Genomic DNA, 23,591 nt, shown 5'->3' with positions numbered 1-23,591 from the left:
GCTTTCCCTTTCGCATTCCTGCCCTTAGGATAGGTCCATTATTTCATCATCCGAAATAAATGTGGCGACAAGGGAGGAACCGGGAATGGCTGGCAAGAAGATATTGATGCTCGTTGGCGAGTTCAGCGAGGAGTACGAGATTTTCGTCTTTGAACAGGCCATGCATGCCGTTGGCCATACGGTGCATGTCGTGTGCCCCGACAAGAAGGCCGGCGACATCCTGAAGACGTCGCTGCACGACTTCGAAGGCCACCAGACCTATACGGAAAAGCTTGGCCATGACTACATCCTCAACAAGACCTTCGCCGAGGTGAAGCCGGACGACTATGATGCCGTCTATGCGGCGGGCGGGCGCGGGCCCGAATACATCCGCATCGACAAGCGGGTGCAGGCGCTGGTGCGGCATTTCCATGAGGCCGGCAAGCCGATCTTCACCATCTGCCACGGCGTGCAGATCCTGATCGCCGTCGACGGCGTGGTGCGGGGTCGGGAAGTCGCAGCGCTTCACTATTGCGAGCCGGAGGTGACGCTGGCCGGCGGCATCTACATCGACGTCGCGCCGACCGGCGCCCATGTCGACGGCAATCTCGTTTCAGCCAAGGGCTGGCCGGGCCTGTCCAATTTCATCCGCGAATGCCTGAAGGTGCTGGGTACCGAGATCCGCCATGGCGAAATCCTGATGCGCGAAGAGCGCCAGGCGGCCTGATCGCGAGCAATTCCAGGAAAAGCGGTTTTCCGTCCGGGATTGCGTCAAAACAAATCCAGGATTTCCCGAATGTCGCCGCGCCGTATGGTGCGGCGGTTTCTTTACGCCGCCGCCAGCGCCTCGCGGAACGACACCAGCTTGCGGCGGTTTTCGTCCCACAACGCCAGTTTGACGCAGCGCAGGCTGTCGAGCAGCGTGACGCGGCCGATGCCGCGCAGTTCCGGATAATCCCGCAGCACTTCCTGCAACCGGTAGCCCGGCACCTTGGCGGAGAGGTGGTGGACGTGGTGGACGCCGATATTGCCGGTGAACCAGTTCAGCACCGGCGGCAGGTCGTAGTAGGACGATCCGTGCAAGGCGGCGTGCTGGAATTCCCAGTCCGCATCCTTTGCCCATTCCGTCTCCTCGAACTGGTGCTGGACGTAGAACAGCCAGATGCCGGCCGAACCGGCAAGGATGACGATCGGCAGATGGACAATCAGGAACGCGCCGGGGCCGACGAACCAGATGAGGATAGCCGCCGCAACCGCGATGCCAAGATTGGTGGTCATTGACGACACCCAAGGCGTCAGGCCGCCACGCATCATGCCGACAGGCAGCCTTTGCTCGAAGATGAACAGCCAGATGGGTCCCAGCCCGAACATCACCAGCGGGTGGCGATAGAGACGATAGGCGAGACGGCCTCGCCATGACAATTGCCGGTATTCGGCAACGGTCAAGGTCCTGATGTCGCCCATGCCGCGCTCGTCAAGATTGCCAGCGCTGGCATGATGGGTCGCGTGGGCGCGCCGCCAGCAGTCGTAGGGCGTCAGCGTCAGGATGCCGAGCGCGCGGCCGATCCAGTCGTCGGCATAACGATTGGCGAAGAAGGAACCATGGCCGCAGTCGTGCTGGATCATGAAGATGCGCACCAGAAACCCGGCCGCCGGAAGAATGAGGACCAGACCCCACCAATGACCGTAGGAGTAGGCGGCCGAAGAGAGCGCCCAGAGCGTGACGAAGGGAATAAGGGTGATGGCGAGTTCGAGCGCGCTGCGGCGCCTGTCCGGCTTCTTGTAGCGTGCCAGAATCTTCAGCCACGCGCGCTTGCTGTTGGCAGCCGCCTCAGGGGAAATCATGTTCATCAGGAATCATAGGCGGGGTGTCCCGCCACCGCAAGACAGGGATCACGCAAAATTACTGTGCGTAATTGTCGCGTGGCACGGCGGTCGACCCGGTCAGTCCCAACTTAACCAGTCGACGATTCACCCTGGAGCGCCCGGGTTTTCTGCTTTGGGGCGATCACTACTCCCGATCGAGGATGGGGCAGCCGCGCTCGGTTCCAAAAGTCACGCGGACGCGGTCGCCATACTGTCTGCCCCGGACGGTGATCTCGCGGCGGCCGATGGACTCTATCCTTGCCCGGCGGATGCCCATCCGTTCCGCCTTGTCGAGAGCGCGGTCTTCCGTGCAGCCTCGTGAGTGACGACGGTCGCGCCAGTCGTTGCTGCGGACATCGCAATCGTCGTAGTTGGGATCGCAATCTGGCAGGAGCTTCAGCCGCGGGCCATGTTTGCCCACTTCCAGCTGCAGACTCTCTGCCTGTGACGGAAAGGCCACCAATGCAACGGCGCCAAGGCCGACAAGCGCCGACAGCAATGAGGTGATCGAAACCTTGCGCACTACGTCCTCCATGTGAATCATAACGCATCCATCACTAGATGGTTCGGCTCTCTCAGGCTATTGTCGATGGAGGGTTGTTGCCAGATCGATCGTTGCGTTTACTGCCTGCGCCAGCCGGCGTCGCTGTCCTCCACCCCGTCGAGGCGGTCGAGCAGCTCCCTGAGGCGGTCGGGAATGTCGGTCTCGGTGCGGAAGGCCGGCAAGGTACGCAGAAAGCGCGTCACCGCCTCGGCACCGAACTGGCGCCTGACCTCGGTGGCCAACCGTTCTCCCTTTTCGCCTTTGTTGCGGGTCATAATCTCAAAATCCTGTGTCAGCTTCGAAACTCCTCCAGCAGGGGAATGGTTCCCGCACCACGCCTTTGTGGCAAGCAAAGCCGTCATTTAAGGTAAAGCTTGAATTAAAATCGAAAGACCGTGCCGTTCGTTGTCCTGCCCTGGTCAAGGGCCTCTACCATCGCTTACCCCTTGATTTTTGGCCGCCAAACCTCGATATCGGGCTCAAAATCCATATCATTCGAGATTGACGGGAAACGGCGATGAGCGACCAGGCAAAAGACGAACGCGCACCCGATGAAGTCGAGGCGACCGAGGCCAATGCCGAGCGCACGGAAGGCAGCATCGATGGCGACTATAAAGCCCTTGTGCGGCTGCTGAAGGAAAATGAGGATCTGAAGGACCGCGCGCTGCGCGTCGCGGCCGAGATGGAAAACCTGCGCCGCCGCACCGCGCGCGACGTGCACGACGCGCGCACTTACGCGGTGGCGAATTTCGCGCGCGACATGCTGTCGGTGTCGGACAATCTGCGCCGCGCGTTAGACGCCATCCCGGCTGAAGCCAAGGCATCAGGCGATGCCGGCTTCAAGGCGCTGATCGAAGGCGTCGACCTTACCGAACGCGCCATGCTGTCGGCGCTGGAACGGCACGGGGTCAAGAAACTCGCGCCTGAAGGCGAGAAGTTCGATCCCAATTTCCACCAGGCGATGTTTGAAGTGCCCAATCCTGACGTCCCGGCCAACACCGTGGTCCAGGTCGTCCAGCCGGGCTATTCGATCGGCGAGCGGGTGCTGCGCCCGGCCATGGTCGGCGTCGCCAAGGGCGGCCCGAAGTTTGCCGCCGAAGCCCCAGTCGAGCCTGGGCCTGTCAATGAGCAGGCTGAGAAAGACGCCTGACGAGAGTGAGTAGCGAATAGGGGTAGCGAATCGGAAATAGTTGATAGCGGCCAAGTGGCTTCGTGCTATTCCCTATTCGCTACTCCCTTCTTGCTATTCGCTCACTCATGAACCCCATCGCGCTTCTCGACTATGCCGGCGTCGCCGTCTTTGCCGCGACCGGGGCGCTTGCTGCTTCACGCAAGCAGCTCGACATTATCGGTTTCCTGTTCCTGGCCAGCGTCACCGGCATCGGCGGCGGCACGTTTCGCGACCTGATCCTCAACGTGCCGGTGTTCTGGGTGGGAAACCGGGACTACGTGCTGATCTGCGCGGTGGTGGCGGTGGTGGTGTTCTTCACCGCGCACCGTGTCGAATCTCGTTACAAGCTGCTGCTCTGGCTCGACGCCATTGGCCTTGCCGCGTTTTCCGTGATGGGCGCGGCCAAGGGGCTCGCCATCACCGGCTCGCCAGCGGTGTCGGTGATCACCGGCATGCTGACCGCTACATTCGGCGGTATCCTGCGTGATCTTCTGGCCGGGGAGCCTTCGGTGCTGCTGAAGCCCGAAATCTATGTCACGGCCGCGCTCGTCGGCGCTGCCATCTTTACAGCAGGCGATGTGGCTGGCTTACCGCAGATTGTCTCAGGATGGGCCGGCTTCGCCGCGGCGTTGGCCGTGCGCGGCGGCGCGCTTCGCTTCGGCTGGGCGTTTCCGCCCTACAAGAGCCGGCCCGGCCGGCGACCGGAAGATATTCCGTGAAAAGAGGGAATAGCGAATAGGGAGTAGCGAATAGCGGTTGTTGCCGCGCAACTCCGGCCACGACGTCCTATTCGCTATTCAGCTACTCACGCAGCGAAGCGCTGGGCTTCCCCGCCGTAGTAGTTGACGTAGCGGGCGCCGATTTCCTTGACCGGCATCACGACGAACACGTCGACCGTCGAGAATTCGCGGTCGATGACGCAGCCATCGCCGATGCGGGCGCCGACGCGCAGATAGCCCTTGACCAGCGGCGGCATCGCCGCGATCGCCGCCTTGGCATTGACCGCCTCGATCGGCATCAGATCCATCGAACAGTAGCGCCCGGACACCGCGCACACGTCCCAGGCCGAATTCGTCCGGCAGTGGTGGGCGAGATAGGTAAGCGCCTCGGCATGCGCCGCCGGCACAGTGCCGTGGAAGGACGCGCAACCGGTCATCACACCGATTTCGTAGTGGTTGATATAGGCCCAGATACCTTGCCACAGCGCCTCGATGGTGCGCTTCGAACGATATTCAGGCAAAACGCAGGAGCGGCCGAGCTCGAGAAAACGCTGGCCGGGGTGACGGGCGATAAGCTTGGTCAGCTCGAATTCACCTTCGGAATAAAAGCCTCCAGCGGCGGCCGCGATTTCTTGCCGCAGCAGGCGATAGGTGCCGACGATACGGCGATGTTCGGGACCGGAAAGCGAAGTATCGAAGACGAGCAGATGGTCGCAGAGCGGATCGAACCGGTCGGCGTCACGGCGATCCGGCGCCTGGAACAAATCCTTCCTGGCGCCGAGTTCATCGTAGAACACCCGGTAGCGGACTTCCTGCGCGGCCGCGATCTCGGCCTCGTTGCGGGCGAGCCGCACTTCGAGATTACCGATACGGCCGAGTGCTGCGCCCTTTATGACGGAATCGACGTTACGCCCGGCAAGCAAGGCGCTGCTGGCGTTCGGCCGAGTGTCACATTCCGGCATAACTGTATGCACGAGGATTCTCCTTCGAGCCATCCCTCTTGGCACGGGGATACGGTGTAGGTGCAACAGGATTGTGACAGTACCGTGATACGACGTCGTGGGCAATACTTCGTCGGCTGGCGAATACGGTCAACCGGCTACGTTACGCCAGCGGGCGGGTTGGATGGGCTGTCGAAGTTCCTGACCTTCGGCTCGCGATCATGCCTTAGGCCGCGACCTGTCCCTCGACGGCATTGACCAGCGCGTCAGGGTCGAGTGGCTTGGTAACGAAGCCGCTGGCGCCATGGGCAAGCACCGCATGGCGGGTCTTTTCCTGGCTATCAGCCGACAGCACCATGATCGGCACCGGCGGCACGGCGGTTTCCTCCTCGTAGCGGCGGATGGCAGCAATCGCGTCCAGCCCGTCCATGACCGGCATGTGAAGGTCCATCAGAACCACGTCGAAGCGATGGTTGTGCCCGGCGCCGGTGACAGCCTCGACGGCGGCCTTGCCGTTGCCGACCACCTTGACGCGATGTCCGGCCTTCAGCAGGGTGGCGCGGGCAAGCATGGCGTTGATGTCATTGTCCTCGGCGATCAGCACCGACAGGCCCCGTTGGCGGCTGCCGAGGGTACGAAGCGCAGGCGCGTGGCGGTTTTCCGGCTGCGGCGGGGCGAGGGCGAGAGCATTGCTGCTCAACAGCACACGCAGAAGCGTTCCGCCCCGCACCGGCCTGGCAAGGAAGGTCGCGTAACCGCTGGCGCGGAACTCGCCAAGCATGCCGCGGTCGGTCGGCGCGATCAGCGTGATGGCCTCGCAGTCGGCGAAACCGCTCTGGCGCAGGCGCTTGAGCAGCCTTCCATCGCTCGCTTCCATCGCCGCGTCGACCAGGAGCATATCGCAGCCGTCGGCGAAGGGCGCGGCCTGCGCGACGGTCGTGGCGACATCGACCGCGCCGCCATTGGCGCGGATGGTGCGGGCGATGGCATCGGCCTCGACGGCATTTTTCGACAGGATCACCGCGCGCTTGCCCGAGAGCGCGTTCTGCCTGCCCTGCGGCGCTTCGGTGGCCGATATTGCCGGGATTTCAAAGACGAACTCGGATCCCTGACCGAGCCGGCTCGATACTGAAATCGTGCCGCCCATGGCGGCCACCAGGCGTTTGGAGATGGCGAGGCCGAGGCCGGCCCCGCCATGCGTGCGCGTCGACGTGCCGTCGGCCTGCTCGAACTCTTCGAAAATGCGCTCCAGGTCGTCTTCGTGCAGACCTGGACCGGTGTCGGCGATGGTGAAGCAGATGCGGTCGGTGGTTTCGGTGCGCGCGCGTGCGATGCTCACCAATACACCGCCGCTGTCGGTGAACTTGATGGCATTGCCGATGAGGTTGAGCAGCACCTGCCTGACCTTGCCCGGATCGGCGGTGATCAATTGCGGCACGTCGGGTTCGACATGGCAGCCCAGCCCGATATCCTTGGCGAAGGCGCGGGCAGCCAGCAATTCGACGATGTTGTCGGCGATCTCGCGCACCGACATCGGCTGCGGCTCCGGGTCGAAACGCCCCGCCTCGATCTTGGAGTAATCGAGCAGGTCCTCGATCAGGGCGAGCAATGCGCTGGCCGAGGTCGAGACGGCGCCGACATAGGTTTGCTGTTCCGGCGACAGCCTGGTGTCGGCCAGCAATCTGGCCATGCCCATGATGCCGTTCATCGGCGTGCGAATTTCATGGCTGACCGTGGCGAGGAAGCGCGATTTGGCCTGGCTGGCGTATTCGGCCCGCTCGCGAGCGGTGATCAGCGAGGATTCGGCGCGTTTGCGGGCGGTGATGTCGCGCGCGATGGCGCGGTGCGAAACGGCGCCGCTGTCCTTGTCGCGCACCGACAGTTCGATCCACGAAAACCAGCGCGGACCGCTCGGCGTGCGGATGGAGACATCGGTGGAACTCAGGCATTCATGATCGGAAAAGGCAGCATCGGGAACGATGCCGACATCGATGCCGAGTTCCGCCAGGGTCTTGCCGGCGAGGTCGCGTTGATCGCTTTCGACGAGGTCGGCGAAGATCTTGTTGGCATAGACGATGTAGCCATCGCGGTCGCGATGAATGACGAGGTCGCCAAGTGCGTCGATCAGGCCGCGAAAGCGCTCCTCGCTCTCCTGCATTTCCCACATGCGGTCGGCCAGCGTCTCGATCTCGGCGCGGCTGCGGGCGGTGGTCTCGTCGAGCAGGACCGCCGTGCGGTGTTCGCTCCGCCTGACGCGCAGATGCAGGGCAACGCCGGCTAGGCCGACTGCCAGCAATGCGACGCTGATAAAGATCGGTGCTCCGGTCAGATGCGCAAGGCCTGCCAACACGACGATGGCGGCGAAGGCCAGCAACGGAAGGCCTTCGCGCCCGGCGGGTTCGGGCTCTGGCACCAGCGGCGGCGCGGCGACGAAGCGCCGCGTTGGCGTCGGCGCCGCATCGACGTCTTCGCCCGTGTCCACCTGTTGGCTGCCGGATTCCGCGATCATGCGAAACCCTTGCCAGATAGAGATTATGGAAAATTGCGGCGGATCGTTCGAATTTTAGCGGATGAGTGCTTTTCGCCCCGGCGGTGGTGGATTTGCCGGCACACGTGGCAATTCCGTCCGCCTTCTCAGGGCAGTCGAGCGGCTCACATATCCACGACGACGCGCCCGCGGATCTTGCCGTCGACGATGTCATGCGCGGCATCGATGATGCCGTCGAAACCGATGGTCGTCGACAGGCTGGCAAGCTTCTGCAGATCGAGGTCGGTGCCGATGCGCCGCCATGCTTCGAGGCGGACTGCCTTCGGCGCCATCACAGAATCGATGCCGAGCAGCGAGACGCCGCGCAGGATGAAGGGGGCGACGCTCGTCGGCAGGTCCATGCCGCCGGCCAGGCCGCAGGCGGCGACCGCACCGCCATACGAGGTCATCGACAGCACGTTGGCTAGCGTGTGGCTGCCGACCGCGTCGACGCCGCCGGCCCAGCGCTCCTTGGCCAGCGGCTTGGCCGGCTGGGCAAGCTCGTCGCGCGATATCACTTCGGCGGCGCCAAGGTTGATCAAATAGGGGCTTTCGGCGTTGCGGCCGGTGGAAGCAATGACATGGTAGCCGAGGCTGGACAGGATCGAGACCGCTACCGAGCCGACGCCGCCGGCCGCCCCCGTCACCACCACTGGGCCGCGATCGGGCAGGATGCCGTGCCGTTCCAGCGCCATGACGCAGAGCATGGCGGTATAGCCGGCGGTGCCGACCGCCATCGCGTCATGCGGGCTCATCCCTTGCGGCAGCGGCACCAGCCAGTCGCCCTTGACGCGGGCGCGGCCGGCATACGCGCCGAAGTGGGTTTCGCCGACGCCCCAGCCGTTCAGGATGACCTTGTCGCCGGTGCGCCAGTCAGGATGGGAAGACGAGATGACGGTGCCGGCGAAATCGATGCCCGGCACCAGCGGCCAGCGGCGGATCACAGGCGCCCTGCCGGTGATTGCAAGGCCGTCCTTGTAGTTCACCGTCGTCGCCTCGACCGCGATGGTGACATCGCCTTCCATCAGGTCGGCCTCGGTGAGATCGGTCACGGCTACCGACTGCTTTTTCTCGGCGTCACGCGAAACGAGGATGGCTTTGAAGGTTTCGGGCATCTCTTTCTCCGCGATCTTGTTTGGCGACATGGACTCTGCGGCGATGGCCGCACGGGGTCAATCTTTGGAAGACTTGGCATTCGAAGGTCTGGCCTCGCGCCGCCAGCCGAACAGTTCATCGAAGACGACCAGTGCCGCGCCCACCGAGATGAAGGCATCGGCCAGGTTGAAGACGGCGAAGGACCAGACCGGCGTGTGGAACAGGATATAATCGATGACATGGCCGTATATGGCGCGGTCGATGAGATTGCCGAGGGCGCCGCCGACGATCAGAGCAAAGCCGGTGCGGGCAAGGATCTGGGACGGCGCGATCCGCGTCGCCAGGAACAGCACGAATGCAACGACCGCCAGCGAGATGACAATCAGCCCAGTGTCGCCGAAGGTTGAGAACATCGAGAAGGCGATGCCGGTGTTGTAGGTGCGAAAGAGCGCCAGGAACGGCACGAGATCGAGCTTTTCCTGAAAGGGCAGGCCGGCCTCGACCAGGTGTTTTATCCACTGGTCGAGCGCTATGGCCGCGACGACGAGCATCGCGTAGGGGGACCATGATTTCACGGGCGGGCAACCTTCATTGCTGGTCCACGATTGGTTCGAGCTTCAGCGCGCCGCGCCGGATCTCGAACAGCATTATACCGGTGGCAACCGCAAGATTGAGCGAATCGGCGCGGCCCGCCTGCGGAATTCTAAGCAGCCTGTCGCAACTCGCCGCCAGGTTTTCGGGCAGCCCCTGCTGCTCGTTGCCCATCATCAAAAGCACCGGGCCGCGGGAAAAATCGATAGAGCGGTAGTCGACCGCGCCTTTCAGATGGGTGCCGGCGACGAGGCCTGAAAATCCGCCTCGCCAGGCAAGAAAGGCCTCGGTCGTCGCCTTGGCCACTGGAACGGCAAAGATCGAACCCATGGTGGCGCGCACCGTTTCCACCGAAAAGGGATCGGTGGTGTCACCGACCAGGATGACACCCTTGGCGCCGACAGCATCGACGGTGCGGATGACGGTGCCGAGATTGCCGGGATCGCGCACCCGGTCGAGCGCCACCCAGACATCGCCATTGTCGGCGCGGATATCCTTCAAGGCCAGGAATTTTTGGGAGAAGACGCCGACCACCATTTGCGGATTGTCGCGGCGGGTGATGGCGACGAGCACCTTTTCCGACACTTCGAGCACCGTGCCACCGGCGGCAACGGTGCGTGCGGCGACCTTCTCCACCGCGGCGTTACCGCGCCCGGCCTTGGCGAAAACCAGTGTCCTTATCTGCCAGCCGAGATCGAGCGCATCGATGACCAGCTTCAGCCCCTCGGCCATGAAGGCATTCTGCTGGTCGCGGAATTTCTTCTGGGCGAGCGCCTTGATGTCCTTGACCAACGGGTTGGCGAGGCTCGTGACTTCCTTCACCAGCCCGGGTGCGCCTGCATGCCGCTCGTTCATTCAGGCCACCCAACGCGAAAACAATGAGGTCGAAAGGGCCCGGCCGGCGGACTTTTCACGGATGATGAGCTCTCCGGATTCGACCGTGCCGCCCATCCCGGCAAAGGCGTCGCGCATCAAGGCATGGATGGCGAAGAAGGAGGCGCGGATCGAATAGGCGGTCAGCACCACGGCGAGTGGTTTCGGAGTCAGGATCGCGCGGCAAAGGTCGGTCAAATCAGGCAGGTCCTCGAACAACTGCCAGACCTCGCCCTTGGGGCCGCGGCCATAGGCCGGCGGGTCGAACAGGATGATGTCGTAGCGGCTGCCACGGCGTTCCTCACGCTCGGCGAATTTCACCGCGTCGTCGACGATCCAGCGGATCGGCTTGCTGCCGAGCCCGGCCATTTCCTGGTTTTCTCGGGCCCAGCCGATCGCCTTCTTCGAGGCATCGACATGGGTGACCTCGGCGCCGGCGCGGGCCGCCACCAGCGAGGCAAGACCGGTATAACCGAACAGGTTCAGCACCTTGACCGGCCGCTTGGCCGCCGCGATCAGCCCGGCCATGTGGTCCCAGTGCGAGGCCTGTTCGGGAAAGACGCCAACATGGCGAAACGAGGTGAAACGGCCGAGATAGTCGATGCCGTCATGCTTCATCGGCCAGGTCTCGCCGAGCGGTGTCTTCGGGAACCGCCAGCGGCCGATGCCTTCCTCGTCGGTATCGCCGGTAAAAATGGCGTCGGCTCGCTCCCAGTCCTTTGCAGGCAAGGCCTTTTGCCAGATCGCCTGGCCCTCGGGCCGCACGATGCGGTAGGGGCCGTATTGTTCGAGCTTCTGCCCGGCGCCGCTGTCGAGCAGCGCATAATCGGCATTCGGCGCCACTTCGAGGATCACGGGGAGATGCTCGGTGGGCAGGGCGCCGTCGCGGCGGGCCAGAACACGCGGCGCCGGTTTCGGCTCGGGGCGGTCATCGGCTTTCGCCTCGTGCGGCCTGGCGTCCGACCTTGCTGGGCCACGTCCCTGATGCGGGCGCGCCTCTCCAACTCCGCCCTTCGCGGGCGGTCGGTTGTCGCGGCGTTTGTCGCGAAAAGATTTCAAACAGCAGCATCTCCGAGCGGCGTGGCCGCTTTTGGCATAGGGCAACCGGCTTCGCAACCAAGTCCGCCGCGCCGGCCCCTCCGGTTTGTGTCGGCCGACGATGGACCAATGTCAAAGAAACAGGCAAATCTTCGACATGTCCCGCTCCGAACGCCTGCTCGACCTGATCCAGTCCCTGCGCCGGCACCGCCGGCCGGTGAGCGGGCAGGCGCTGGCCGATGAACTGGAGATTTCGATCCGCACGCTTTACCGCGACATCGCCACGCTGCAGGGCCAGGGTGCACCAATCGAGGGTGAGGCGGGACTGGGCTATGTGCTCAAGCCCGGCTTCATGCTGCCGCCGCTGATGTTCAGCGACGAGGAGATCGAAGCCATCGTGCTCGGCTCGCGCTGGGTCGCCAAGCAGCCGGACCAGCGTCTGTCGGCCGCTGCCGCCAACGCGCTGGCCAAGATCGCCGCCGTGCTGCCGGATGATCTGCGCGAGGATCTCGATGCGAGCACGCTGCTGGTCGGGCCTCCCGCAGCAGTCATCGAGGGCATCGACCTCGGCCTGGTGCGGCAGGCGATCCGCAACGAGCGCAAGCTCGGCTTTTTGTACCGCGACGCCGGCGGCGTGGCCTCCGAACGGGTGGTCTGGCCGTTTGCGCTGGGGTTCTTCGACAAAGTGCGGGTCGTGGTGGCGTGGTGCGAGATGCGCCAGGATTTCCGGCATTTTCGCGCCGATCGAATATCCGGCCTCAACGCCACCGATACGCGCTATCCGCGCCGTCGCCAGGCACTTCTGAGGGAATGGCGGGCAACGCTCGACAAGCCCCGTAGTTCGTGACGACTGCTGCCAGAATCGGACAGTAGCTCATTCTATGGTCGCCAAGTTGAAACACTGAACCTTGGAGAGCAGACATGATCGCCCCGAATTTCGTCATCCTCTATGTCGACCAGCCGCAGCAGAGCGGCACCTTCTATAGCGCGCTGCTCGGTCGCGAGCCCGTCGAAAGTTCGCCGACCTTCGTGCTGTTCGTGCTCGATGCGGGCTTCAAGCTCGGCCTCTGGTCGCGCCATACGGTGGAGCCGGCCGCAGCGACGGCAGGCGGCGGCGCCGAAATCGTCTTTGCGCTGGATACGCCGGACGCAGTCGATGCCGCCCATGCCGACTGGGCCGGGCGCGGGCTGAAGATCCTGCAGACGCCGACCGACATGGATTTCGGCCGCACCTTCGTCGCGCTCGATCCCGACAATCATCGCCTGCGCGTCTACTGGCTGTCCGATGGCGAACAGACCGATGGGGGACAAAAATGAGTGCGCATTGGATCGCGGTGGCGTCGGCCGAACATGTCCGGCGCGGGCGCCAGGGCGGCTTCATGCAGGTCAATCACGGCAAGGCAGCACCCCTGCGCCGCGTCAAGCCCGGTGACGGCATCGCCTATTATTCGCCAACCACCATTCTCGGCGAGAAAGACGGCCTGCAAGCGTTCACGGCAATCGGCACGGTGCGGGAAGGCGAGCCCTATCAGGGCGATATGGGCGCCGGCTTCACGCCGTTCCGCCGCGATGTCGCCTGGGCAAAGGCCGAGGAAGCATCGATCAAGCCGTTGCTCGACAGGCTGGACTTCAGCGCCGGCAAGTCCAACTGGGGCTATCAGCTTCGCTTCGGCCTTTTCGAGATCAGCGCGCATGATTTTTCGCTGATCGCCGAGGCGATGGGCGCCAAATTGGAGGTGGCGGTGAACTAAGCCACGAGCGCCTTGTAGACGGCAATGCCGGCGGCAAGGTCCTCGAGTGCTGCACCAACCGACTTGAACAGCGTGATCTCGCTGGCGCTCTCGCGACCCTTCTTCTGACCGCGCGTCAATTCGTGCAGGTCGGCGACAATGGCGTCCGGCTTCAGCACGCCGGAGGCCAGAGGCTGGACGATGTCGCCAGCCTCCTTGGAGGCGCCGGCGCGGGTGTCGACATAGACGCGGGCAAGCGCGATCGCGTCATCATCGCTTTCGCGCATCGTCGGGGTAAAGCCGCCGACCAGGTCGACATGGGTTCCCGGCTGCAACAACGCGCCCTTGATCAGCGGTGTCGTGGTGATCGTCGCCGAGGAGACGATGTCGGCCTGCCCAAGTTCGGCATCGAGATCGCTTGCCGCGCTGGCCGTGAAGCCTTCGGCGCGCAGATCGGCGGCGACCTTCTCGGCATTGGCAGGGGTACGGTTCCAGATGCGGATGGTCTTGATCGGCCGCACGGCGCTATGCGCCTTGGCGAGGAAGGGCGACAGCGCGCCGGCGCCGACCACGAGCAGCCGCGAGGCGTCCTCGCGGGCGAGATAGGAAGCAGCCAGCGCCGAGGCGCAGGCGGTGCGCCACTGCGTCAACCTCTGGCCGTCGATCAAGGCTTCGGGTTCGCCGGTGGCGCCATTGAGCAGCAGATAGAGCCCCATCACCGCCGGCTTGCCGATGGTGTTGTTGTCAGGCGAAACGGTGACGATCTTGACGCCGATGTGACCACTGGCCGACGTGCCGGCAGCGTTGAAGTCGGTCCATGCCGGCATCAAAAGCAGTGTCGAGGCGGCGCCGTCGGGCCGTTCGACCGAGTGATGATGTCTGACCGGCTGCACCGCACCGTCACGAAACGCGGCGCGCAGCGTATCCACGAGTCCGGAAAAGGTCAGCGCATGATCGACCTCGGCGGCCGAAATGGTCAGCATGGAAAACTCCGCGGAGAGAAAACCGCCGACCGGCGGTTCAAGTGGTTGGCTTCGGCAAGGCCGATGCCTGGGCTGACACTTGGGCAGATCCCTGTGGTGCCGCCGGCGCGCGGCTAACCGCCTGGCGCAGGCTCTCGGCTTCGACGCCACGCTGGCGCGCCAGCTTGCGGTAGCGGCCCTGCTTGACCCAGGTTGCCAGGCTGCCAACGACCATGCCGATGGCGAGCGCCAAAAACAGGAAGATGAACAGCGGCAAGGTCAGCGTCAGCTTTGGATTGCCGGGGTTGAACGGGTCCAGCGTGAAGGCGACCAGTTCGCGATTGGCGACGGCGAGCGCGATCAGGATGATCGCCAGGGGCACGAAGACCACGATGAGCATGAAGCGATTGAACATGATGTTTTCCGTCGGAAAGGCTGTCTGGCGCTGACGCCGCGCCTATTTGCCGCCGTTCAGCCTTTCGCGCAGCTCCTTGCCGGTCTTGAAGAACGGCACCCATTTCTCCTCGACCTCGACAGACTCGCCGGTGCGCGGATTGCGGCCGGTGCGGGCGGGACGGTTTTTCACCGAAAAAGCACCGAAGCCGCGCAGCTCTACGCGATTGCCTTCGGCAAGAGCGTCGGTGATCTCATCGAAGATCGCGCCGACGATGTTTTCGACGTCGCGCAGGAAAAGATGCGGATTGCGCGTGGCAATAATCTGCACAAGTTCGGACTTGATCATCAGACGGGTCCCCGTGAAAGCAGTACGGTCAAAATTATGAGGATGATTTTATTTGCTTTTTCACTTGCCCCAAACGGCATCTTAAGGGTGCCAGACGGAAACGAGACCGTCAAGAAACAAGCGGTCGGCGCCGAGTTCATGAATGACATCGCCGCTGTAGGCGGGCAGGCCGAGCGCGCTGCCGATGGTTTGCGCCATCGCTTTCGAGAACAAAAAGCCGCCGCGCCGTTCCGTATCCTTCCACTCGACGACCTTCAGTTTGGCATCGACGCCCTTGGTCGCCAGCCAGTCGACCGCCTCGGTCTCGCCGCCGACAGCATCTATCAGCCCGTTGGCGACGCCCTGGCGGCCGGTGAAGATCGAGCCATCGGCGAGCGCCAGCGCTTGCTCGCGGGTCATCTTGCGGCGCTCGGCGACAATGCCAACGAACCAGTCGTAGCTGTCGAGGATGAGCTTGCGGACCATGGCGCGCTCGTCGTCATTGGTCGGCTTGAAGGGAGATGGCGAGGCTTTCAGCGGCGAGGATTTCACTTCCTCCAGCTTGACGCCGAGCTTGTCCATCAGGCCGCTGACATCAGGATACTGGATCAGCACGCCGATCGAGCCGACGATTGAGGTCTTACGGGCAACGATGTGATCGGCGGCGCTGGCGATCATGTAGCCCGCCGATGCGGCAAGCGTGCCGACTTCCGCGACCACCGGCTTGTCGGCGGCCAGCTTGCGCACCTCTTCATAGATCGATTCACCGCCGACCGTGGTGCCGCCAGGCGAATCGATCGACAGGATCACGCCTTTCACCTTCGACGACTGGCGGATGGTTTCCAGCCGCTTGATCAGCTCCTCGTCCTCGGTGATGGTGCCTTCGATCTTGACCTTGGCGATATGGTCGACGGCCGAGCCGGTGAAATCGTCGCCATAGAACCAGGTTGAAAGTGCAATCACCCCAAGTGCCACGATGCCGATGGCGGCAATCCGCCAGAATGTCAGCTTGCGCCGCAAGCGGCGGCGGTCGATCAGGTCGTCGGCTCTCAGTGCCATGGTCAGCCTTTCAGTCGGCGGGAGGAGACGCTTTTAGACCATCATCTTCCCATCTGGAAGCAATTCTCTTTTTCCGGCGCGACAAGACAATCCGCGCGGACGGTCGAGATGGCCATGCCGGACGCGCGATCGGGCAGGTCAGGGCGGGCTCCGCCCCTCTCCAGGCACAGGTCCGTTCACGTATTTGTGCAATCACGACGAGGTCTGGCGGCGAAGATCGGCAGCTGATAGATTTTACGCCGCGTGTCTGTTTCTGCTATGTAGAACGGGCAGTTGTGCGGATCTCATTTTCATCTGTACAAACGCGGCTGTCACATTTTTGCAGTTTTCATGGGCTTGTGCTTGCTTGAAGGCGCCGGCGTCCCACCTATAGGCGGTGCTCGCGGGTGGGCAAGGGGTTTAGAAGAAAGCGTTGAATGTTAGCGCGACCGAATGAATCGACCAACGCCGAGACGGAGTTGGCTCCCCCGGCGGACGTCCGGATGCGTGGCGATGCTTTCGACCGCGCCCAGCGTCATTCGCGCCGTGTGCGCGTTCTCAAGTTTGCCGTGCCGCTGGCCGCGGTCCTGATCGCTGTCGCCTTCCCGGTCTATTCCTATCTGGCCGCACCCGTCTCCGTCGCGGTCCAGGCGGAAGGTACCGCTTTTTCCAACGGCAAGCTGGTGATGGCCAATCCCAAGCTCAACGGTTTCACGAAGCAGAAGCAGCCCTATTCGATGACGGCTCTCCGCGCCATCCAGGACGTCAGCACGCAAGGCATCATCGAACTGGAAGGCATCGACGCCAAGATCCCGGTCGGACCTGACAATATCGCGGCGATCAAGGCCTCGCACGGCACCTACGATCGCAACGGCAATACGATGAACCTGACCAGCGACGTCGCCATCACCACAACGGACGGCATGCAGGCCAAGTTCAAATCGGTCTTCCTCGACATGGGCAAAGGCACTATGAAGACGGGAGATCCCGTCGATGTCAGCCGTGAGGGGTCACGGATCACGGCGGATTCGATGTCGGTCCAGGACAATGGCAAGGTTCTGGTTTTCGAGAACAAAGTGCGTGTCAACATCGATTCCGCCGCCTTGAAGACGGCAGAGGGAAACAGCGGAGAAATCAATGCGGCTCAGTAGTTCGACGCGGCTCGCGGCTGCAACTTCGGCGTTGCTGCTGCTCGGGCTGGTGCCGTCATTGGCGCAGTCCACCAGCCAATCAGGTCTGAAACTGTCCGGCGACAAGCCGATCCAGATCGAAAGCGACAAGCTGGAAGTCCGCCAAGCCGAAAATGTCGCCATCTTCACGGGCAATGTCAGCGTCGTCCAGGGGCCGACGCTGATGAAGGCCGGCAAGATGACGGTGTACTACGTCAAGGACCCCAATGCCGGGGCCAAGGGCACGGAAGCCGCGGGCGCGGCGATGACCGGCTCGGCCAACATCGACCACCTGGAGATCTCCGACAAGGTTTACATCAAGTCGGACGCGCAGATCGCCACCGGTGACCAAGGCAGCTTCGACATGAAGAGCCAGGTTCTGGTGCTTTCGGGCAAAAAGGTCGTCCTGTCGCAAAACGACAATGTGCTGGTCGGCTGCAAGCTCGTCGTGCAGATGAAAACCGGCCTGGCCCAGGTTGATCCATGCGCTGGGCAACGCGTCCAGATGTCGATCACACCGCCGCCGAAATCGGGAGCGGCGAACCCCTGATGGCCAGCCTGTCGTCGCTGACGGCGCGTCTTCCGGGGCGGGCCGCCGGCAAGCTTTCGGCGCCGGCCACGGTGACCGTCGATAAGGGAAAGTTCAAGGGGACCCTGATCGCAAAGGGTCTGACCAAGAGCTACAAGGGCCGCAAGGTCGTCAGCGGCGTCACCATCGGTGTGCGCGCGGGCGAGGCGGTTGGACTGCTCGGCCCCAACGGCGCCGGCAAGACGACCTGCTTCTACATGGTCACCGGCCTGGTGCCGGTGGACGAGGGCACGATCGAGATCGACGGCTTCGACGTCACCTCGATGCCGATGTACCGTCGTGCGCGCCTCGGCATCGGCTATCTGCCTCAGGAGGCATCGATCTTTCGCGGCCTGAGTGTCGAGCAGAATATCCGCGCCGTGCTCGAAGTGGTCGAAAAGAGCCGCAAGGAACGCGAACGCAATCTCGACGAATTGCTCGAGGAATTCCACATCAGCCATCTGCGCAAGGCGCCATCCATGTCCCTTTCCGGCGGCGAGCGGCGGCGCCTGGAAATCGCGCGTGCGCTGGCAACGCGCCCGGCCTACATGCTGCTCGACGAGCCTTTTGCCGGCATTGATCCGATCGCCGTCGCCGATATCCAGCAACTGGTGCGTCACCTGACGGCGCGGGGCATCGGCGTCCTAATCACCGATCATAATGTGCGCGAAACGCTTGGCCTGATCGACCGCGCGTACATCATCCACGCCGGCCAGGTGCTGACCCATGGCCGGGCCGACGAAGTGGTGGCAAACCCGGATGTCCGCCGGCTCTATCTCGGCGAGGGCTTTACGCTCTGAGCGTGAAATTTGTTTCCTGACACGATTTTTGGTCCCCTCACCGCCCTTTTTCTCCGATTTTGCCGCCAGATAACGCTCCGGTAAGTGAGTTTTGCTAGCTTTTGCCTTGACAAGCAAAAGCTGGGCCAGTTTCTATGACCGGCTGCAAAAATTCCTGTCCGGAAGCCCGGATGCGTAGACGAGGCGTTTGAAACCAGACAATGGCGTTGGCGGCGAAACTACAGCTACGACAATCGCAGTCGCTGGTGATGACGCCGCAACTGATGCAGTCGATTCGGCTGCTGCAATTTACCCATACCGAGCTCGAGCATTTCATCGATGACGAAATCGAGCGCAATCCGCTGCTGGAGCGCGCCGAGCCGCCGGACGATGCCGCCAGCGACCAGTCGCAAAAGATCGAGGCGGAACCACAAACCGCGGCCGCCGACGGCGACTGGTTCGAAAACGAGACGCAGTGGAGCGCCGAGGCGATCTCTGACAAGCTCGACACGTCGCTGGAAAACCTGTTTCCCGACGATCCGGGGACGAGCGAGCGGCTCGGTCCCGACCTGACGGCGCAATGGAAATCGGCTTCCGGCAATGGTGTGAGTTCCTCATCCGAGGGCATTGATGCCGGCGACATGGCGGCCGCGGCGATCACGCTGCGCGACCATGTCGGCGAACAGGTGGCGCTCGCCTTCGCCGATCCGGCGGCACGGCTGATCGCCGCCGACCTGGCCGACGGCCTCGACGAGACCGGCTATCTGCGCGGCGACCTGGCCGAGATCGCCGCCCGCCTCGGCACGGACGCCGCTGCTGTGAGAAAGGTGCTGGCGGTGTGCCAGACTTTCGAGCCGGCCGGCCTGTTTGCCCGCGACCTTGCCGAATGCCTGTCGCTGCAGCTTGCCGTGCGGGACCGGCTCGATCCGGCGATGAAGGCGCTGGTCGCCAATCTCGAACTGCTGGCACGGCGTGATTTCCATGCGCTGAAACGGATCTGCGGCGTCGACGAGGAGGATCTGCTCGACATGCTCGCCGAGATCCGTGCCCTCGATCCCCGGCCGGGCATGGCGTTTTCGGGCGGCGCCAGCGACGCCATCGTCGCCGACGTCGAGGTGCGTGCCGCCAATGACGGCAGTTGGACGGTAGAGCTCAATGCCGAAACGCTGCCGCGCGTGCTGGTCGACCATATCTATTTCGCCCAGGTTTCGCCGCAGGCGAAGAACCAGGCGGAAAAGGATTTTCTCGCCGAATGCCTGCAAAACGCCAACTGGCTGACGCGCAGCCTCGACCAGCGGGCAAAGACCATCCTCAAGGTCGCCTCGGAGATCGTTCGCCAGCAGGACGCCTTCCTCGTCCATGGCGTGCGCCAGCTGAAGCCACTCAACCTGCGCACGGTGGCCGATGCCATCGGCATGCACGAATCGACCGTCAGCCGGGTCACCGCGAACAAATACATGCTGACGCCGCGCGGCGTGTTCGAACTGCGGTACTTCTTCACCGCCTCGATCGCCGCGTCGGGTGGCGGCGATGCGCATTCCTCGGAATCGGTGCGTGACCGCATCAAGCAGCTGATCGATGAGGAAAAACCCGTCGACGTGCTTTCCGACGATGCGATCGTCGACATGTTGCGCGAGAGTGGCGTCGATATCGCCAGGCGCACGGTCGCCAAGTACCGGGAAGGCATGAATATTCCCTCCTCGGTGCAGCGCCGGCGCGAGAAACGGGCGCTGGCCAGCGCCGGGCGCTGACACGGTTCAATTTTCCACAGGCCAGCACTTCATTGACAAGCCGCGGCGAAGTGGCTAGAAGCCCGCCCGCATGAGTGGGGCTAGATGCCCGCGTGTGGATGGTCCGTCACGACGTTGGCCTCGGGACGGTCAAAAGGGCGGCTTGTGATCAACCGGAAAGTTCGGATTTAAAATCGGCGCGAGTGACGCCGCAAAGCTTGTGCGCACGGACCACGAGTATAAACTCGGGCGAGTTTGAAGCCTGAGCAAGGAAGGTCAGTTTTCAGATGAATCTGCGCATATCGGGAAAACACATGGATATCGGCGATGCGTTTCGTACACGCATCAACGATCGTGTCGGCGAAGCGATCGGCAAATATTTCGATCGCGGCTTTGCCGGACACGTCACAGTCATCAAATCAGGTTCGCGCTATTCGGCGGATTGCATGATCCGGCTGGATTCCGGCGCTTCGCTGCAGGCCACCGGCGATGCCCAGGATCCGACGGTTGCCTTCGAGGCCGCCGCCGATCGCCTGGAAACGCGGCTGAGGCGCTACAAGCGCCGGCTGAAATCGCACAATTCAGGCGCCGCCAATGGCGATCCGACCGACATTGCCTACACGGTGATGGCGCCGCTGGCCGATGACGACGAGGATATTCCGGATAATTTCGCGCCGGCCATCGTCGCCGAATCAACCATGACGCTGAAGACCATGTCGGTGGCGTCGGCAGTCATCGAGCTCGACACCAAGGACAGCCCGGTCTTCGTCTTCCGCAACGCCGGAAACGACCATCTCAACATCGTCTATCGCCGGCCCGATGGAAACATCGGCTGGATCGACCCGTCCACGACCAAAGTCGCACAAGCGTGACGACCAAGGTCGCACGGGGATAAGAGCCGGCCGCACGAGGGGTGAGGACTGGTGACGGCAGGCGAACAAGGGATTTTCAAGCATGGATCTGAGCGATCTAATCAACGTTCCGGCGATACTGCCGGCGTTGAAGGCGAACTCCAAAAAGCAGCTGTTGCAATTGCTTTCCGAACGGGCAGCGGCGATTTCCGGCATTCCGGAGCGGGAAGTGTTCGACACGATCCTGCAGCGTGAACGGCTGGGCTCGACGGGCGTCGGCAACGGCATCGCCATTCCGCATGGCAAGCTGGCCGGCGTGAAGCGCATAGCCGGGGTTTTCGCCCGGCTGGAGACGCCGGTCGATTTCGAATCGCTGGACGATCAGCCGGTCGATCTGGTGTTTCTGCTGCTGGCGCCGGAAGGGGCAGGCGCCGACCATCTCAAGGCGCTGTCGCGCATCGCGCGGGTGCTGCGCGACGCCGACACGGTGGCCAAGATCAGGGGGACGCGTGACGCCGCGGCAATCCACGCGCTTTTGTCGGATACCCAGGCCTCGCACGCGGCCTGACATTTTCTGATTGGAACATCCAGCCAAGGGCCGCCACGGGCGGCCCTGTCCATTTAAGCCCGGCCCGCCGGGTTTAGTGAATGGCGACCGTGGTCAGGTCGTTTTCCATGGCGCCGGCCAGCGCGCGGTCACGCGCATCCGAAAGCAGGATCGGCTGGCCATTGGCGGCAAACAGCGCCCACAGTTCCATGCCGGGCGCGATTTCACCGAGGTTCGGGAAACGGCCGAGCAATTCGTCGCTCGAGACCTTGCGCAGATAGGCGACCGAGCCCTCGCCGAGATGGGCGAATTCGCCGCTGGTCATGGTGAGATTTTCATCAGTTCTGGTCATTTCAAAGCCTCCTTGGCGCGAGGACGCCGCTCAAGGCCATCCCGCATGAGAGCCATCGGTAAAGATCAGTCTTTCACCGATATGTTTATTTTCCGTACCAGCCGTTCGGACTCCGGCCGATCAAGATCGATCGACAAAAGGCCGTTCTTCAGTTCCGCCGCGATCACCCGCATGCCGTCGGCCAGCACGAAACAGCGCTGGAACTGGCGCGCGGCGATGCCGCGATGAAGAAACTCGCGCTCGGTATCGTCGGTCTGACGGCCGCGCACGACCAGCTGGTTTTCCTCCGTGGTGACATCGAGTTCGCTTTCGGCGAAACCGGCGACCGCCAATGTGATGCGCAACCTTTCGGTCTTGCCGTCGGCGCCGCTGAGGCGTTCGATGTTGTAGGGAGGGTAGCTGTCGCCGGACTTCGCCAGGCGCTCCAGGGTCTTTTCCATGGCGTCGAAACCAAGGAGAAGCGGGCTGGAAAACGGCGTCATTCGGCTCATGTTACACTGTCCTCTGTAGAGCGACATAAAGTGGAAAAACCCAGATGGCATTTTTCCCGGTGGTCTTGATATGGTCCGCCCCGCGACCAAGTTCAAGCCATCAAAAGACCCGCCCAAAAAGACCAGGTCGTGGACTCACAGGAATGATCGACATGGCGCTTGAAACGGCCAGCAGATGCAAGGAGAAGCGCGCAGGTCGGGATTGTCTTCCCCGGTCGAGTGTTTCGACTTGGCAGTTCGCAGCCGCTTCGGCGTCATCCCGGATTCATCCCAAGTCCACGGCTTCGCCAAACAAGGAATTGAAATGCCTCAATTGCGCAAGATCATCATCGACACGGATCCCGGCCAGGATGACGCCGTTGCCATATTGCTGGCGCTCGGCAGCTCCGAACTGGAGATCGTCGGCATATCAGCCGTTGCCGGCAACGTGCCGCTGAAGCTTACCGAAAAGAATGCCCGCAAGGTCTGCGAACTGGCCGGCCGGCCGGACATCAAGGTCTATGCCGGCGCCATCCGGCCGTTGATGCGCGAACTGGTCACCGCCGAGGAAGTGCATGGCAAGACCGGTCTCAACGGGCCGCAATTGCCCGAACCGACGATGAAGCTGCAGGACCAGTATGCCGTCGATTTCATCGTCGAGACGCTGATGAAGGAAGAGAGCGGCACCATCACGCTTTGCGCGCTCGGCCCGCTCACCAACATTGCGCTGGCGCTGATCCGCGAACCGCGCATTGCACCGCGCATTAAGGAAATCGTGCTGATGGGCGGCGGCTTCTTCGAAGGGGGCAATGTCACGCCGTCCGCCGAGTTCAACATCTATGTCGATCCGCAAGCCGCCGACGTCGTGCTCAAATCCGGCATTCCGATCGTGATGATGCCGCTCGACGTCACCCACAAGGCGCTGACCACCGCCAAGCGCACGCAGGCCTTCCGCGAACTCGGCACCAAGGTCGGCACGGCGACCGCCGACATGCTGGAATTCTTCGAGCGCTTCGACGAGGAGAAATACGGCACCGACGGCGGGCCGCTGCACGACCCCTGCGTCATCGCCTATCTGTTGAAGCCGGAGCTGTTCAAAGGCCGCACCTGCAATGTCAGCGTTGAAACCACCTCGGAACTGACCATGGGGATGACCGTCATCGACTGGTGGGGCGTCACCAAGCGGCCGAAGAACGCCATGGTGATGCGCGACATCGACCATGATAGCTTCTTCGCGCTGCTGGTCGAGAGGCTGGGGCGGCTTTAGGGCCGACTTTCACCTTCTCCCCTTGTGGGAGAAGGTGGCCGAGCGAAGCTCGGTCGGATGAGC

The 23,591-nt window shown here is 62.9% G+C and carries 28 protein-coding genes; 13 read left to right on the top strand and 15 right to left on the bottom strand.

Annotated elements, in window-relative coordinates; all coding sequences use genetic code 11:
* The first annotated feature begins 85 nt into the window (after nt 1-85).
* Nucleotides 86-706, top strand: coding sequence for a DJ-1/PfpI family protein (locus AC07FD_RS34255; RefSeq protein WP_184876947.1), 621 nt, complete (start codon nt 86-88; stop codon nt 704-706).
* Nucleotides 707-807: 101 nt separating this feature from the next.
* On the opposite strand, the gene AC07FD_RS34250 is transcribed toward AC07FD_RS34255, so the two are convergent.
* The 3 genes from AC07FD_RS34250 to AC07FD_RS34240 all read right to left on the bottom strand — a co-directional run bounded on the left by AC07FD_RS34250 (nt 808) and on the right by AC07FD_RS34240 (nt 2,667).
* Nucleotides 808-1,830, bottom strand: a complete 1,023-nt coding sequence (locus AC07FD_RS34250; protein ID WP_478353409.1) for a fatty acid desaturase — start codon at nt 1,828-1,830, stop codon at nt 808-810.
* A gap of 160 nt (nt 1,831-1,990) precedes the next feature.
* Nucleotides 1,991-2,389 carry a hypothetical protein gene (locus AC07FD_RS34245; protein WP_478353408.1) on the bottom strand — a complete coding sequence of 133 codons (399 nt, stop codon included), beginning with the start codon at nt 2,387-2,389 and terminating at the stop codon, nt 1,991-1,993.
* Between the two features lie 77 nt (nt 2,390-2,466).
* Nucleotides 2,467-2,667 carry a hypothetical protein gene (locus AC07FD_RS34240; protein ID WP_457151052.1) on the bottom strand — a complete coding sequence of 67 codons (201 nt, stop codon included), beginning with the start codon at nt 2,665-2,667 and terminating at the stop codon, nt 2,467-2,469.
* A gap of 239 nt (nt 2,668-2,906) precedes the next feature.
* On the opposite strand from AC07FD_RS34240, the gene grpE reads away from it, so the two are divergent.
* Complete coding sequence (grpE, locus tag AC07FD_RS34235; RefSeq protein ID WP_478353407.1) at nt 2,907-3,539, top strand: nucleotide exchange factor GrpE; 633 nt, start codon at nt 2,907-2,909, stop codon at nt 3,537-3,539.
* A 107-nt stretch (nt 3,540-3,646) separates the two neighbouring features.
* Nucleotides 3,647-4,279: a trimeric intracellular cation channel family protein gene (locus AC07FD_RS34230; protein WP_478353406.1), complete on the top strand. Its 633-nt coding sequence runs from the start codon at nt 3,647-3,649 to the stop codon at nt 4,277-4,279.
* A gap of 86 nt (nt 4,280-4,365) precedes the next feature.
* Here the strand turns inward: AC07FD_RS34230 and olsB are convergent, their stop codons facing one another.
* From olsB to AC07FD_RS34200, 6 genes are all read right to left on the bottom strand, one after another.
* Nucleotides 4,366-5,241: a l-ornithine N(alpha)-acyltransferase gene (gene olsB / locus AC07FD_RS34225; RefSeq protein WP_477414585.1), complete on the bottom strand. Its 876-nt coding sequence runs from the start codon at nt 5,239-5,241 to the stop codon at nt 4,366-4,368.
* 205 nt (nt 5,242-5,446) lie between these two features.
* A complete protein-coding gene (locus tag AC07FD_RS34220) occupies nt 5,447-7,729 on the bottom strand; it encodes an ATP-binding protein (RefSeq protein WP_478353405.1) in 2,283 nt (760 codons plus the stop codon).
* A gap of 143 nt (nt 7,730-7,872) precedes the next feature.
* The gene (acuI, locus tag AC07FD_RS34215; protein ID WP_478353404.1) at nt 7,873-8,862 is read right to left on the bottom strand and encodes an acrylyl-CoA reductase (NADPH); all 990 of its coding nucleotides are present in this window, start codon (nt 8,860-8,862) and stop codon (nt 7,873-7,875) included.
* 57 nt (nt 8,863-8,919) lie between these two features.
* The gene (lspA, locus tag AC07FD_RS34210; protein WP_478353403.1) at nt 8,920-9,417 is read right to left on the bottom strand and encodes a signal peptidase II; all 498 of its coding nucleotides are present in this window, start codon (nt 9,415-9,417) and stop codon (nt 8,920-8,922) included.
* Between the two features lie 13 nt (nt 9,418-9,430).
* On the bottom strand, nt 9,431-10,288 hold the full coding sequence (locus tag AC07FD_RS34205; protein WP_478353402.1) for a TrmH family RNA methyltransferase: 858 nt from the start codon (nt 10,286-10,288) through the stop codon (nt 9,431-9,433).
* The gene (locus AC07FD_RS34200; RefSeq protein WP_478353401.1) at nt 10,289-11,365 is read right to left on the bottom strand and encodes an RsmD family RNA methyltransferase; all 1,077 of its coding nucleotides are present in this window, start codon (nt 11,363-11,365) and stop codon (nt 10,289-10,291) included. It lies immediately after the preceding gene.
* A gap of 136 nt (nt 11,366-11,501) precedes the next feature.
* On the opposite strand from AC07FD_RS34200, the gene AC07FD_RS34195 reads away from it, so the two are divergent.
* The 3 genes from AC07FD_RS34195 (at nt 11,502) to AC07FD_RS34185 (ending at nt 13,095) form a co-directional block, all read left to right on the top strand.
* On the top strand, nt 11,502-12,191 hold the full coding sequence (locus AC07FD_RS34195; protein ID WP_478353400.1) for a helix-turn-helix transcriptional regulator: 690 nt from the start codon (nt 11,502-11,504) through the stop codon (nt 12,189-12,191).
* Nucleotides 12,192-12,265: 74 nt separating this feature from the next.
* Complete coding sequence (locus AC07FD_RS34190; RefSeq protein WP_477397475.1) at nt 12,266-12,661, top strand: VOC family protein; 396 nt, start codon at nt 12,266-12,268, stop codon at nt 12,659-12,661.
* Nucleotides 12,658-13,095, top strand: coding sequence for an EVE domain-containing protein (locus AC07FD_RS34185; protein WP_478353399.1), 438 nt, complete (start codon nt 12,658-12,660; stop codon nt 13,093-13,095). The genes AC07FD_RS34190 and AC07FD_RS34185 overlap by 4 nt, the downstream gene beginning before the upstream one ends.
* Here AC07FD_RS34185 and lhpI read toward each other — a convergent pair.
* From lhpI to sppA, 4 genes are all read right to left on the bottom strand, one after another.
* The gene (gene lhpI, locus AC07FD_RS34180; protein WP_478353398.1) at nt 13,092-14,057 is read right to left on the bottom strand and encodes a bifunctional Delta(1)-pyrroline-2-carboxylate/Delta(1)-piperideine-2-carboxylate reductase; all 966 of its coding nucleotides are present in this window, start codon (nt 14,055-14,057) and stop codon (nt 13,092-13,094) included. The two genes, AC07FD_RS34185 and lhpI, sit on opposite strands and share 4 nt — an antisense overlap.
* Nucleotides 14,058-14,094: 37 nt before the next feature.
* The gene (locus tag AC07FD_RS34175) at nt 14,095-14,451 is read right to left on the bottom strand and encodes a DUF1049 domain-containing protein (RefSeq protein WP_478353397.1); all 357 of its coding nucleotides are present in this window, start codon (nt 14,449-14,451) and stop codon (nt 14,095-14,097) included.
* Nucleotides 14,452-14,493: 42 nt separating this feature from the next.
* The gene (locus tag AC07FD_RS34170; protein WP_006200394.1) at nt 14,494-14,778 is read right to left on the bottom strand and encodes an integration host factor subunit beta; all 285 of its coding nucleotides are present in this window, start codon (nt 14,776-14,778) and stop codon (nt 14,494-14,496) included.
* Nucleotides 14,779-14,859: 81 nt separating this feature from the next.
* Nucleotides 14,860-15,816 carry a signal peptide peptidase SppA gene (gene sppA / locus AC07FD_RS34165; RefSeq protein WP_478353396.1) on the bottom strand — a complete coding sequence of 319 codons (957 nt, stop codon included), beginning with the start codon at nt 15,814-15,816 and terminating at the stop codon, nt 14,860-14,862.
* A gap of 416 nt (nt 15,817-16,232) precedes the next feature.
* Between sppA and lptC the strand changes: the two genes are divergently transcribed.
* From lptC to ptsN, 6 genes are all read left to right on the top strand, one after another.
* Nucleotides 16,233-16,946 carry an LPS export ABC transporter periplasmic protein LptC gene (lptC, locus tag AC07FD_RS34160; protein WP_478353395.1) on the top strand — a complete coding sequence of 238 codons (714 nt, stop codon included), beginning with the start codon at nt 16,233-16,235 and terminating at the stop codon, nt 16,944-16,946.
* A complete protein-coding gene (locus AC07FD_RS34155) occupies nt 16,933-17,514 on the top strand; it encodes an LptA/OstA family protein (protein WP_478353394.1) in 582 nt (193 codons plus the stop codon). Before lptC ends, AC07FD_RS34155 begins: the two co-directional genes overlap by 14 nt.
* Entirely contained in the window at nt 17,514-18,332 is an 819-nt protein-coding gene (gene lptB, locus AC07FD_RS34150; protein WP_478353393.1) for an LPS export ABC transporter ATP-binding protein, read from the top strand. The genes AC07FD_RS34155 and lptB overlap by 1 nt, the downstream gene beginning before the upstream one ends.
* Before the next feature lie 200 nt (nt 18,333-18,532).
* Nucleotides 18,533-20,062, top strand: coding sequence for an RNA polymerase factor sigma-54 (gene rpoN, locus AC07FD_RS34145; RefSeq protein WP_478353392.1), 1,530 nt, complete (start codon nt 18,533-18,535; stop codon nt 20,060-20,062).
* A gap of 266 nt (nt 20,063-20,328) precedes the next feature.
* Nucleotides 20,329-20,913: a ribosome hibernation-promoting factor, HPF/YfiA family gene (hpf, locus tag AC07FD_RS34140; RefSeq protein WP_478353391.1), complete on the top strand. Its 585-nt coding sequence runs from the start codon at nt 20,329-20,331 to the stop codon at nt 20,911-20,913.
* A gap of 82 nt (nt 20,914-20,995) precedes the next feature.
* Nucleotides 20,996-21,460, top strand: coding sequence for a PTS IIA-like nitrogen regulatory protein PtsN (ptsN, locus tag AC07FD_RS34135; protein WP_013529589.1), 465 nt, complete (start codon nt 20,996-20,998; stop codon nt 21,458-21,460).
* 73 nt (nt 21,461-21,533) lie between these two features.
* On the opposite strand, the gene AC07FD_RS34130 is transcribed toward ptsN, so the two are convergent.
* Together AC07FD_RS34130 and AC07FD_RS34125 are read right to left on the bottom strand one after the other, a co-directional pair.
* The gene (locus AC07FD_RS34130; RefSeq protein WP_095084707.1) at nt 21,534-21,791 is read right to left on the bottom strand and encodes a BQ00720 family protein; all 258 of its coding nucleotides are present in this window, start codon (nt 21,789-21,791) and stop codon (nt 21,534-21,536) included.
* Between the two features lie 65 nt (nt 21,792-21,856).
* Nucleotides 21,857-22,282, bottom strand: coding sequence for an Hsp20 family protein (locus AC07FD_RS34125; RefSeq protein WP_478353390.1), 426 nt, complete (start codon nt 22,280-22,282; stop codon nt 21,857-21,859).
* 304 nt (nt 22,283-22,586) lie between these two features.
* Here AC07FD_RS34125 and AC07FD_RS34120 point away from each other — a divergent pair, with 304 nt between their 5' ends.
* Nucleotides 22,587-23,528, top strand: coding sequence for a nucleoside hydrolase (locus tag AC07FD_RS34120; protein ID WP_478353389.1), 942 nt, complete (start codon nt 22,587-22,589; stop codon nt 23,526-23,528).
* The last annotated feature ends 63 nt before the right edge of the window (nt 23,529-23,591 follow it).

It is taken from the genome of Mesorhizobium waitakense (genome assembly GCF_056431085.1).
This window is presented reverse-complemented; position numbering and strand designations above follow the sequence as displayed.

Coding starts and splice junctions, on each gene's coding strand:
- AC07FD_RS34255 (WP_184876947.1), top strand. CDS start 86: ATGGCTGGCAAGAAGATATTGATGCTCGTTGGCGAGTTCAGCGAGGAG.
- AC07FD_RS34250 (WP_478353409.1), bottom strand. CDS start 1,830: ATGAACATGATTTCCCCTGAGGCGGCTGCCAACAGCAAGCGCGCGTGG.
- AC07FD_RS34245 (WP_478353408.1), bottom strand. CDS start 2,389: ATGATTCACATGGAGGACGTAGTGCGCAAGGTTTCGATCACCTCATTG.
- grpE (WP_478353407.1), top strand. CDS start 2,907: ATGAGCGACCAGGCAAAAGACGAACGCGCACCCGATGAAGTCGAGGCG.
- AC07FD_RS34230 (WP_478353406.1), top strand. CDS start 3,647: ATGAACCCCATCGCGCTTCTCGACTATGCCGGCGTCGCCGTCTTTGCC.
- olsB (WP_477414585.1), bottom strand. CDS start 5,241: ATGCCGGAATGTGACACTCGGCCGAACGCCAGCAGCGCCTTGCTTGCC.
- AC07FD_RS34220 (WP_478353405.1), bottom strand. CDS start 7,729: ATGATCGCGGAATCCGGCAGCCAACAGGTGGACACGGGCGAAGACGTC.
- acuI (WP_478353404.1), bottom strand. CDS start 8,862: ATGCCCGAAACCTTCAAAGCCATCCTCGTTTCGCGTGACGCCGAGAAA.
- AC07FD_RS34205 (WP_478353402.1), bottom strand. CDS start 10,288: ATGAACGAGCGGCATGCAGGCGCACCCGGGCTGGTGAAGGAAGTCACG.
- AC07FD_RS34195 (WP_478353400.1), top strand. CDS start 11,502: ATGTCCCGCTCCGAACGCCTGCTCGACCTGATCCAGTCCCTGCGCCGG.
- AC07FD_RS34190 (WP_477397475.1), top strand. CDS start 12,266: ATGATCGCCCCGAATTTCGTCATCCTCTATGTCGACCAGCCGCAGCAG.
- AC07FD_RS34185 (WP_478353399.1), top strand. CDS start 12,658: ATGAGTGCGCATTGGATCGCGGTGGCGTCGGCCGAACATGTCCGGCGC.
- lhpI (WP_478353398.1), bottom strand. CDS start 14,057: ATGCTGACCATTTCGGCCGCCGAGGTCGATCATGCGCTGACCTTTTCC.
- AC07FD_RS34175 (WP_478353397.1), bottom strand. CDS start 14,451: ATGTTCAATCGCTTCATGCTCATCGTGGTCTTCGTGCCCCTGGCGATC.
- AC07FD_RS34170 (WP_006200394.1), bottom strand. CDS start 14,778: ATGATCAAGTCCGAACTTGTGCAGATTATTGCCACGCGCAATCCGCAT.
- sppA (WP_478353396.1), bottom strand. CDS start 15,816: ATGGCACTGAGAGCCGACGACCTGATCGACCGCCGCCGCTTGCGGCGC.
- lptC (WP_478353395.1), top strand. CDS start 16,233: ATGTTAGCGCGACCGAATGAATCGACCAACGCCGAGACGGAGTTGGCT.
- AC07FD_RS34155 (WP_478353394.1), top strand. CDS start 16,933: ATGCGGCTCAGTAGTTCGACGCGGCTCGCGGCTGCAACTTCGGCGTTG.
- lptB (WP_478353393.1), top strand. CDS start 17,514: ATGGCCAGCCTGTCGTCGCTGACGGCGCGTCTTCCGGGGCGGGCCGCC.
- rpoN (WP_478353392.1), top strand. CDS start 18,533: ATGGCGTTGGCGGCGAAACTACAGCTACGACAATCGCAGTCGCTGGTG.
- hpf (WP_478353391.1), top strand. CDS start 20,329: ATGAATCTGCGCATATCGGGAAAACACATGGATATCGGCGATGCGTTT.
- ptsN (WP_013529589.1), top strand. CDS start 20,996: ATGGATCTGAGCGATCTAATCAACGTTCCGGCGATACTGCCGGCGTTG.
- AC07FD_RS34130 (WP_095084707.1), bottom strand. CDS start 21,791: ATGACCAGAACTGATGAAAATCTCACCATGACCAGCGGCGAATTCGCC.
- AC07FD_RS34125 (WP_478353390.1), bottom strand. CDS start 22,282: ATGAGCCGAATGACGCCGTTTTCCAGCCCGCTTCTCCTTGGTTTCGAC.
- AC07FD_RS34120 (WP_478353389.1), top strand. CDS start 22,587: ATGCCTCAATTGCGCAAGATCATCATCGACACGGATCCCGGCCAGGAT.